At 64.5% G+C, this 10,129-nt stretch carries 11 protein-coding genes; 9 read left to right on the top strand and 2 right to left on the bottom strand.

What is annotated here, in order from left to right; all coding sequences use genetic code 11:
* Positions 1-1,261 (top strand): 3'-5' exonuclease (locus VKP01_RS03610; protein ID WP_324410359.1); only part of this gene is annotated, 1,261 nt, incomplete at its 5' end.
* 88 nt (positions 1,262-1,349) lie between these two features.
* Here VKP01_RS03610 and VKP01_RS03605 read toward each other — a convergent pair.
* Together VKP01_RS03605 and VKP01_RS03600 are read right to left on the bottom strand one after the other, a co-directional pair.
* Positions 1,350-2,615, bottom strand: coding sequence for an acyl-CoA dehydrogenase family protein (locus VKP01_RS03605; protein ID WP_324410357.1), 1,266 nt, complete (start codon positions 2,613-2,615; stop codon positions 1,350-1,352).
* A 153-nt stretch (positions 2,616-2,768) separates the two neighbouring features.
* Positions 2,769-3,656 carry a LysR substrate-binding domain-containing protein gene (locus VKP01_RS03600; RefSeq protein WP_324410355.1) on the bottom strand — a complete coding sequence of 296 codons (888 nt, stop codon included), beginning with the start codon at positions 3,654-3,656 and terminating at the stop codon, positions 2,769-2,771.
* A 109-nt stretch (positions 3,657-3,765) separates the two neighbouring features.
* Here VKP01_RS03600 and VKP01_RS03595 point away from each other — a divergent pair, with 109 nt between their 5' ends.
* The 8 genes from VKP01_RS03595 to VKP01_RS03560 form a co-directional block, all read left to right on the top strand.
* A complete protein-coding gene (locus tag VKP01_RS03595) occupies positions 3,766-4,788 on the top strand; it encodes a beta-ketoacyl-ACP synthase 3 (protein ID WP_324410353.1) in 1,023 nt (340 codons plus the stop codon).
* A 4-nt stretch (positions 4,789-4,792) separates the two neighbouring features.
* The gene (locus VKP01_RS03590) at positions 4,793-6,130 is read left to right on the top strand and encodes an aspartate aminotransferase family protein (RefSeq protein WP_324410352.1); all 1,338 of its coding nucleotides are present in this window, start codon (positions 4,793-4,795) and stop codon (positions 6,128-6,130) included.
* Positions 6,123-6,530, top strand: coding sequence for a thioesterase family protein (locus VKP01_RS03585; protein ID WP_324410349.1), 408 nt, complete (start codon positions 6,123-6,125; stop codon positions 6,528-6,530). Before VKP01_RS03590 ends, VKP01_RS03585 begins: the two co-directional genes overlap by 8 nt.
* Positions 6,531-6,534: 4 nt before the next feature.
* Positions 6,535-7,494, top strand: coding sequence for a DMT family transporter (locus VKP01_RS03580; RefSeq protein ID WP_324410347.1), 960 nt, complete (start codon positions 6,535-6,537; stop codon positions 7,492-7,494).
* Between the two features lie 108 nt (positions 7,495-7,602).
* Positions 7,603-8,151, top strand: coding sequence for a sigma-70 family RNA polymerase sigma factor (locus VKP01_RS03575; protein ID WP_324410345.1), 549 nt, complete (start codon positions 7,603-7,605; stop codon positions 8,149-8,151).
* Positions 8,148-8,777 (top strand): NrsF family protein, encoded by a 630-nt coding sequence (locus VKP01_RS03570; protein ID WP_324410343.1) that lies wholly within the window; start codon positions 8,148-8,150, stop codon positions 8,775-8,777. The genes VKP01_RS03575 and VKP01_RS03570 overlap by 4 nt, the downstream gene beginning before the upstream one ends.
* 44 nt (positions 8,778-8,821) lie before the next feature.
* The gene (locus VKP01_RS03565; protein WP_324410341.1) at positions 8,822-9,748 is read left to right on the top strand and encodes a 50S ribosomal protein L11 methyltransferase; all 927 of its coding nucleotides are present in this window, start codon (positions 8,822-8,824) and stop codon (positions 9,746-9,748) included.
* A 103-nt stretch (positions 9,749-9,851) separates the two neighbouring features.
* Positions 9,852-10,129, top strand: a 278-nt coding sequence (locus tag VKP01_RS03560; protein ID WP_324410339.1) for an FAD-dependent oxidoreductase, incomplete at its 3' end; no start/stop codon positions are given.

Raw genomic sequence — 10,129 nt, 5'->3', positions numbered from 1 at the left:
GACCCATGCCGCTGCCGCCGAGCGCGAAGCGCGCATCGCCGCCGTCCTGCCGCGTCTTCACGAGGCCCGGCGCGCCCTGCGTGACGGTGATGGTGACGCGGCCCGGGTCACCGAGGACGCGGCGGGTCTCCTCGCCGAACTGACGCCTCTTCTGGCCAATGTGCCCGCTCTGCCGGAACTGCGTTCAGCCGATCTCGCGGACGCCTTGCAGGCCCGGCTCGCCGGCCACGGGATTGTGCTCTCGGTGGCGGGGCCTGATCTGTTCCTGCGCGTCGATGGCTACGGCTTCCTCGCCATGCTGACCCATATCCTGCGCCGGCTCGCCGATGACGGTGCGCGGACGGGTTTCGTGCTCACCACGATCGAGGAGGACGGGCCCGGCGCGGCCCTGGCGCTCGGGTGGCAGGGCACGTCGCTTTGTGAAGAGGCGCTTGCGGATTGGTGCGCGCAGGCGATTGATCCGGATGCGCCCGAACTCACCGCTGCCATGGTGCTCGCCCGTCATGGCAGCGCGCTTGCACCCATGGATGACGGGTCGGGCCTGCGCATCGCCCTGCGCCGGGCGCGCCGTGCCGTGGCCCCGCCGGCGCCGCTGCGCCGCTGTGCCGTCTATGATTTCGCCCTGCTCGACCGCGCCCGCAGCGCCGGGATCGCGCAGAGCGCGCTCAATGATCTGGCCTATGTCGTCTTCGATACCGAGACCACCGCGCTCGATCCCAAGAGGGACGGGATCGTGCAGCTCGCCGCCCTGCGGGTGGTCAATGGCCGCATCGTCGATGGCGAGGTGTTCGAGACGCTGATCGACCCGCAGCGCCCGATCCCGCCGGGCGCCACCGCCGTCCACGGCATCACGCCGCAGATGGTGATCGGCGCGCCGCATATCGGCGAGGCCGGGGCGCGCTTCCACCGCTTCGCGGCGGGCGCCGTGCTGGTGGCGCATAACGCGCCCTTCGACATGGCCTTTCTGCGCCGGCATGAGGCGGATATCTGCCAGCGTTTCGACAATCCGATCCTCGATACGGTGCTGGCCTCCGCCGTTCTCTTCGGCCAGGGCGAGAGCCATTCGCTGGACGCGCTCGCGTCCCGCTTCGGCATCATCATCCCGGAAGCCGCCCGCCACACCGCGCTCGGCGATGCGGAGGCCACCGCCCAGGCGCTCGTGCGCATGCTCCCCATGCTCCGTGCCCGCGGCTTTGGCACGTTCGGCGAGCTGGTGAGCGAAATGCGCAAACACGGGCGGCTGTTGCAGGATCTCAATTGAGGCGCGGGTCAACAGCGATCCCGGCGAGCAGCGCTAAAAGCCCGCCGGACGGCACTCCACCCGCCGGGCCGTGACCGGAGATGTCTGCTCAGGCGTAGACAATGCCGGGCTTCGGCGCCTCCGTGGATTGCGCCGGGTGTTCGGAAAATCTCCCGGCGGGCTTTGCATCACCTGGCAGCTCTGCGGAACCCGGCTCCTGCGTGGTGAGATCGCGGCGCCTGGCCCGTATCTGGTTGAAGATATTGATCCTCTGGATATCACTGGTTCCGCCGGCGATGCGCATGCCCACAGCATCCCGCAGGTAGCGGCTGATATCATTGTTCATGTAGCCGAGATGCCCGTGCAGCTGGACCATATGCTCAGCCGCCTCGAGCAGCTTCTCTCCAGCTTGAAATTTGGTCACGGAACAGGCGATGGACATGTCCTGCGCGCCGTTTTCGAGCTTTGCCATGCTGGCATAGGTCATCGTCCGGCAGATGACTGCCGCCATCTTCATGTCGGTGATGCGACCCTGCACATACTGATAATCCGCCAGAGGCCTGCCGAAAGCCATGCGCGCCTCGACGCGTGACATCGTGCGTTCGATCATGTCCTCGATCAGCCCCGCGGTCATGATGCCGTAGAGCGCACGCTCGAAGGCGATGATGCGGTAGAGAATGCGCAGGCCGTCACCGGGCGGGCCGATAATGTTGTCGTCTTCGATCGGCGTTTCTTCGAAAAGCAGATTGGCGGTCGGGCTGGTGCGGATGCCGAGATTGTCTTCCCGCTCCCCGATCGTGATACCCGGCGCGTCCAGATCGAGAAAGAACAGCGTGATGTCCTTCTTCTCACCCAGAGCCGGCATCCGGCCCGCCACCAGACCCGAAGACGCGATCGGGGCATTGGTGATGTGAACCTTCTCGCCGCATAGCGACAAGCGCCCGTCGACGTCGCGTGCAGAGACCGACATGCGCGCCAGATCAGAGCCCCCACTGGCCTCCGTCATCGCTGTAATGCCGACCTGACCCTCCATGATCTGGGGTAGCCATCTTGCCTTTTGCTGCAAAGTTCCTTCTTCCAGCAATACCCGCAATGAGCCCACGTGGCCCAGCATGGTGATGAGAAAGCCGAGATCCCCGGCTGTCGAGGCAACGCCCTCCATCGCTGCCGCGCAATCCGCCCAGCTGCCGCCGAGTCCGCCCTCTTCGAGCGGCACCGGGATGCGCCAGAGGCCGGCTCTTGAAATCATGTCCCAGGCTGCGCGATCAAAGCTGCGTTCGCGATCATGCAGCGCTGCGTTTCGGGCGACCGCGCGCCCGAATTCGGCGAATTGCTGATAAAGATCAGCCGGATGCATGTCGAAATCGGTTTTCATCAGTAAGGCTCCTGACAGGTTTCAAAAAACACAATCAGGAGTTTATTTCGGCATCGGGTCGCCTGGGAAATTGATACTTCTCAGGCTAGACATTTGCAAAACTGATGCGCGAACGGCTTCAATGCAGGCATCAGCGCTGCTCGCAGCGTTTCATCAGGCGCTGTCTGCGACCACGGGCGTAAGCGTCGCGGTGCCGACATTGTGTGCGATCTTCGAGAAAAACCGGTTCAGATCATAGGATGAGCTCTGGTTGAAGCGCATGATCAGGCGTGAATCCTCGAGTGTCGGCAATCCGTCATCAATTCCCAGAGCAACGAGATCGCGCGGAACGGCGCGACGCGGCAGGACGCCGATGGCGCCCTGCGTGAGCATCGTCGCCTTCAGGATCGAGAAGCTCTTCGAGCAAAAGCCTATATGCCATTTCAGCTTGCTCTTCTTCAGGGCCCTGAGCGCATTGCTGCGCACACCGCATCCGTCGGGAAACAGTGCCAGATTGAGTGGGGCGCCCTGCCTGATCACGTCCCGACCTCTCGCGACCCAGGTCAGGCGCTCCTCGCACAGGCCGAGCCCGTCGAGATCCTTGTCCTGCGTCATGATCGCCATATCGAGCTCGCCTTGATCGACCATGGCATCGAGCGTGGTCGAAAGATCGGCGACGATCTGGATCTCAAGGTGATCCTCCATGCGCGACAGGCGGGCAACGATGTCGGGCAGAATCAGCTCGGCATAATCGTCGGGCACGCCCAGACGCAGGATCTTCGGTTCCTTCTGATGGGCGATCTCGCGGATCATGGCATCGTTGAGTTCGAGGATCTCGCGCGCGTACTGGTGCACCAGCCTGCCATAGGGGGTCAGCGCCATGCCCTGCCCGCTGCCACGTTCCAGCACCTTCTTGCCGAGCGTCTCCTCCAGCCGCTTCATCTGAAGACTGATGGCGGACTGGGTCCGCAGCAGCTGCTCCCCGGCAGCGGTGAAGCTCTGGCGCTCCACTACGACGATCAGCGTCCGCAGCAGGTCGATATCGACATTGACGAGGCTCATGAGCGGTTCTCATCGCTGAAATAGTTCGAACTCATTTCCATCCGCAGAGCCTCACAACGTATCATTTATGCAATCGGGGCGAGCATAGCCGCAAATTTCCGAATTGTGAATGACCGGATCAGCTCAAATCCAATCAATATGGAGCAAGACCATGAATACTGGCCTGAGGATCCTCGCTGCGGGATCATATCTTCCTGAAACAACACTCACAAATCATGACATTGCTGCACAACTCAATCCGACTGTTCGCCCGGAATGGGTTGTCGAGTCACTGGGGATCACGCAACGGCGTGTCGCGAGTCCGGAAGAATCGACATCTGATCTCGCGACCCGAGCCGTACATGCCGCTTTGCGCAATGCCGGGGTCTCTGCCCAGAGTATCGACCTGATCATCCTCGCGACTGCAAGCCCGGACATGCGGGCCCCAGCTACGGCATGTATCGTGCAGTCGAAAGCCGGGCTTGATCAAGCCGTCGCCTTCGACGTTTCCGCCGTGTGTTCCGGCTTTCTCTTTGCCATGACAGTCGCCGCCTCGATGATTGAGGCCGGCATGGCCAGACGGGCCATTGTCGTGGGTGCCGACACCTTCTCCGACGCGACCAGCTGGGAGCGTCGCGACTGTGTCTTCTTCGGTGATGGCGCCGGTGCGGTGATCGTGGAGCGCGCCGATATCCGAAACGTCTCCGGAAGGCGCTTGTGCTGCAATACAGGTCTGTTCGATGCGCAATTGTTCTCTGATGGCCGTGACAGGGATGCGTTCAGCATCGCGCGCGACGGTGGCGCGACCTTCGAGATGGATGGAAAGGGTGTCTTTCGTGCCGCGTCACGAGCCGTCCCGGATTGCATTGAAGCCGTTCTGGCGCGCAACGACATCGCGGCCTCCGATATCGACATCGTCATTCCCCACCAGCCCTCGCGTTCGCTGCTGGAGCATATCGCGAACAGCTGTGGGATACCCTTCTCGCGCTTCGAGTTGTGCATGGACCGCTACGCCAACACCGTCGGAGCGACGATTCCGATCACGCTGACCCAGGCCATGGAAGCCGACAGGATCAAATCCGGGGATCTGGTTCTTTTCGCCGCCGCTGGAGCCGGTTTTACTGCCGGCGCCGCCGTGCATCGCTGGAGTTGATCACATGACCCTGGTCACCAGCGATTTCACCAGACCGGCGCCCGTCGCAACGTATGCGCGTGGCAGCATGATCACCGCTGAGGGCGGAGAGGCTTGGATCGACGCCTGTTCCGGCGCCATATCCTGCAATGTCGGACATTGCCATCCTCATGTCCTGACGCAGACGATCGCGCAGTTGAAGCGCACCGACTTCGTCTACCGCACACAATTGACAAGCGCCCCGATCGAGGAGCTTGCACAGCGCCTCTGCGCCCGGTTGGGCTATGCCGGCGCCTTGTTTGCCAATAGTGGCTCGGAGGCCATAGAAGCGGCTGTCCGCAGCGCACGCCAGCACTGGGCTCTGCAAGGACGACCAGAGAAACGCAGGATTCTGAGCCGATCGATCAGCTACCATGGCTCGACAGAGCTGACGCTGTCGCTATCGGGCCATGCCCCTCGCCGCCGCGATGCCGGGATCCGCGATAAAGGGCCAGTCGTCCCGACGCCCTATCCCCTGCGCCGCCCCGGCCACATGGATCTCGCGGAATACGGTACTGCCTGCGCGCAGGCCCTCGAGGATGAAATCCTGCGCATCGGCGCAAACAATATTGCCGCGTTCCTCGTGGAACCGATCGTCGGAGCCTCGGGTGCGGCGATGGTGCCCCCCGAGGGCTATTGGCCGCAAGTGCGCGCCATCTGTGACCGACATGATGTGCTGCTGATCGCTGACGAGGTGCTGACCGGCCTCGGCCGGACAGGCGCCTGGCTCGCCCAGGACCGTTTTGACCTGAAGGCCGACATCGTGGCGTTGGGCAAGGGGTTGAACGGCGGCTACGCGCCGATCTCGTGCGTGCTGCTCTGTGACACCGTGCTCGATGTGCTGCACCGTCGGGAAACAGGATTACGGCTGGGGCACACCCATGCAAATCATCCGGTTTCCGCCGCCTGTGCGAACGCCGTACTCGATGTGATCGAGGGCGAGGATCTCGTTGCGCGTGCCTCAGGTGAAGGCGCGCGTTTCGGTCAGGCCCTGCGGGACGCCTGCAAGGGTATCGGCATGGTCGCCGAGATCCGTGGCTGCGGCTTCCTGTGGGGTGTCGAACTGGCCATGCCCGATCGTTCCCGGACGCCGTTGCCGGCAAATTCGGGCATGGCCTCCCAACTCGTGAAGGCCGCTTCCGCAGCCGGTCTCATCGTTTATCCCGCGTCCGGTTTTGTCGATCGGCAAGCAGGTGACGCGATCATCCTCGCTCCGGCGCTCAACACGCCATCCACGGTTCTGGATGTGATCTGCGGCAGGTTCGCCGATGTTCTCGCGGCCTGCGACCCGAATACCCTCATGCAGGAGAAAGCTTATGCCTGAACTCAAAGCGAATTTGACCGGAAGCCTCACATACAAGGTCAGCGCCGGCGATCTTGCAACGGCATGGCGCAACGACGTGCCGGTCCTCGCGACGCCCGTGCTGCTCTGGTTGTCGGAGCTGGCATCCATGCGGGCGATTGCCGATACCCTGCCTGAGGGTGAGATGACGGTTGGCCTCTCGCACGATTCCGCGCACCTCGCGCCGACACCGGAGGGCTGGTCGGTTCAGATCTCGGCCAGCCTCACACAGATCGAAGGGCGCAAACTCGTCTTTGCCGTCGAGGCGAGCGATGGGCGGGACGTGATCCTCAAGGGGACTCACGTGCGTGCGATCGTGAACCGGGAGCGATTTGTCGGCAATCTGGCAGCCAAGGCTGACCTGTCTGCGGTCGGAGGATGATGTGATGGGCAATCCGAATGTCGAAAAGGCACAGTCACATGCGGTGCCGTCTACCGAACCCGCACATGTCTGGTCCTGGATGATCCTCCTCGCGGGGGGAATCTCGCTCGGCACGGCGCCGATTCTGGTGAAGGGCATGCCGCTGCCGCCGGAGAGCTCGGCGTTTTTCCGGGTTCTGCTCTCGGCGCCCTTCTTTCTCGTGCTCGCCCTGTGGAGCAGCCCGCAGAGGCGGCAGAACGAGGATGAGGCGCCACCGGTGGCCCGCGCGCCGCTGTATCTCTATCTGCTCGCAGCCGTCTTCTTCGCTGCGGATCTGCTTGCCATGCACATCGCCATCAAGGCGATCAACACATCGATTGCGACCCTGTTCACCAATGCGGCGCCGTTGTTCGTCGCGATTTTCGGATTGATGGGATTGACCGATCGCCCGGATGCGCGTTTCGGGCGCGCACTCCCGCTGGCCCTGGCCGGATTGTTCCTGCTCGTCGGCATTGCCGCATTCGACCCGGATGCGCCGCTATGGGGGTATGCCGTCGGACTGGCTGCCGGCGGATTCTACGCGGCTTATCTGATCGCCGTGCGGGCCCTGAAAAGTCGCAATGCCGGCAGCGCCGGGATCATGGCATCCGTGACGATCGGATCGGCAATCATTCTCTCGCCGCTCCTGCTGCTCCCGGATTTCGTGGTCCCACGCGAGGCGATGGTCTGGCTACAGGTCATGGCTCTGGTGATTTTCGGGCAGGTGCTCGGCCAGGGGCTCGTGACGGTCGCGCTGCGCCATCTGCCGGTCGCATCGAGTTCGGTCGTCCTGATGATCCAGCCGGTCTTCGTCGCCGCCGTCTCCTGGCCGATCCTGGGCGAGCTCCTGAGCGGCTGGCAGCTTGCAGGCATGTCGCTGATCCTGATGGCGATGTGGATCGTGGTTGATCCGATGGCCATCAGGCGGCACCGAAATGTTGCATGACACCCCAGCCCGGTTCCCTCCCGCGCCGCATCCGGCTATTCTCCTCGGCCAAGGCGTGATCCGCGCCGCTTGTAACGAAACGCATCCGGCAAACGAACAGGGGATTGAATGGCTCATCCGGAAGAGGAGGTCTGGGCCGATATGTTGCGCGATGCCCTTGCCGGCAATGAAGCGCGTTATCGCTGCTTTCTGGAGGTGATCACGCCGAGCCTGCGGCGGCTGGTGCAGGTGCGTGCCGGGGGCATGGGTGCGGCGGATTGCGAGGACATCCTGCAGGACACGCTGCTTGCCATCCATCTCAAGCGCCATACCTGGCGTGCCGATGAGCCGGTGCGGCCCTGGCTGTTCGCCATCGCGCGCTACAAGATCGTCGATGCCTTCAGGGCGCGCGGACGGCGGATCACGATCGATATCGCCGATTTCGCAGAGACGTTGCCCGCGCCGCCGGAAGACGATCCCACCGAGGCCGGGGACATCGCCCGCGTCATCGCCCATCTCGATCCGCGCGCGGCGCAGATCGTGCGCGCCATCGGTCTGGAAGGGGCAGGTATCGCTGAAACCGGAAACCGCCTCGGGATGAGTGAGGGCGCCGTGCGCGTCGCGTTGCATCGGGGCCTCAGGAAACTCGCCGCCCTTCGCAGGAGTATGCTGGAATGAAGACGGAGCACCTGATCGCCATGCTCGCGCGCGACGGCACGCCGGTGTCGCCGCTGCGGCGGCTGCTCGCGCGCGCCGGTGCCATCGGTCTGGGCGTGGCGGCAGTGCTGTTTGCGCTGATCTACGGGCTGCGCCCGGATTTCACTGCCGCCGCGCAGGACCCGCGTCTGTGGGTGAAGGTCGTGACGCCGCTGATGCTGCTCGCCGGCGCCGGATTGGCCACATCGGCGTTGCTGCGTCCGGAGGGGCGCGCGCGCCGCAGCGCGCTCATCGCGGCACCGCTCGTGCTCGGCCTCGCCGTCATCCTCGAACTCGTAGCGCTGCCCGCCGGGCGATGGGGAGTGGCGCTGGTCGGCGACAATGCCCTGAAATGCATTGTCTCGATTCCGCTACTGGCGCTGGCACCCTTCATCGCGCTGATGCGCGCGGCACGCGAGGGCGCGCCGACGCGCCCCGGCCTGGCCGGTGCCGTGATCGGACTCGCCGCCGCCGGTGGCGGCGCGGCGCTCTATGCGTTGTATTGCCCCGATGACAGCCCGCTCTTTGTGGCCACCTGGTACAGCCTCGCGGCGCTTGCCATGGCCGGGCTCGGCGCGCTGGTCGGGCAGCGTTGGCTGCGCTGGTGAAAAATCCGCTATTCTTCTCCCGCGCGCGGTGCTAATCCCCCGCCATGCTCGAAGGCCTGCACCCCGCCCGCCCCACCCATGTCATGCGCATCGAGACCGATGAGCGTGCCGCACGCGCGCTCACAGATCTCGTGGGTGAGATGTTCGACCCGACGGAAACCGCCGTCGCCGCTTTCGAGACCCATGATGATGGGCCTTGGCTGCTCGAAGTCTATTTCGCCAGCCCGCCGGACGAGGCGGCGATGCGTGACCTCATCAGCATGATCATCGGCGAGCGCGCCCGCGATGCCGTCTTCACCGCGCTCGATCAGAAGGATTGGGTGAAGGCCTCGCTGGAGGGGCTCGCCCCGGTGCCAGCGGGACGCTTCGTCGTGCATGGCGCGCATGATCGCGACGCGGTGAAGCCGAACCAGATCGGCATCGAGATCGAGGCCGCACTCGCCTTCGGTACCGGCCATCACGGCACGACGCGCGGCTGCCTGCTGCTTCTGGGCGATATCCTCAAGCGCCGCCGGCCGCGCCATGTACTCGATGTCGGCACCGGCACCGGCGTGCTCGCCTTCGCTGCGGCCAAGGCGACGCGGCGCACGGTCGTGGCCGGTGATATCGATCCCGTCGCGGTGGCGGTGGCGCGCGAGAATGCCCGGCTCAACGGCATCGGCACTCTGGTGGATCTCTATGTCGCGCCCGGCATCGATCACGTCAAGGCACGGCGCAGCCGTCACTTCGATCTCGTTTTCGCCAATATCCTCGCCCGCCCGCTGCGGCGGCTCGCGCCCGATCTCGCCCGCGTCACGGCGGATGACGGCGTGATGGTGCTCTCGGGCCTGCTCGCGCATGACGTGCCCGGCGTGCTCTCGGCCTATCGCGAACACGGTTTCGCCCTCGCCGCCCGCCGCGACCTCGACGGCTGGGCCGCCCTGATGCTGACCCGCACCGGGCGCGATCCGAGGCCTTTGGCGGGGATCTGAATCTCCGCGCAGGCCGGATTCGCGCCTGCGCGCCTGCGCCCCGCTTTCTCGCCGCCTCCTGATTGGTTACACGGGAAGCTGGGTAGGATGCGGGGAGGGCAGCATGAGCGCGACCGAATCAGCAGACGTCGTGATCGCCGGCGGCGCGGCGATGGGGTCGTCGCTGGCTTATCATCTTGCCAGCCATCCGGGATTTACCGGGCGCGTCATCGTGGTGGAGAAGGATCCCGGCTATGCGCGCTCGGCCTCGGCGCTCTCGGCGGCCTCGATCCGCCAGCAATTCTCCAGCCCCGTCAATATTCGAATCTCGCTCTACGGCATAGCCTTCCTGCGCGATATCGGCACGCATCTCGCGGTCGATGGCGAGGCGCCGGTAATCGA

The organism is Saliniramus sp. (assembly GCF_035311605.1).
Lineage (GTDB): Bacteria > Pseudomonadota > Alphaproteobacteria > Rhizobiales > Beijerinckiaceae > Saliniramus.
The sequence above is the reverse complement of the archived record's forward strand: the minus strand, read 5'-3'. Positions and strand labels throughout refer to the sequence as shown.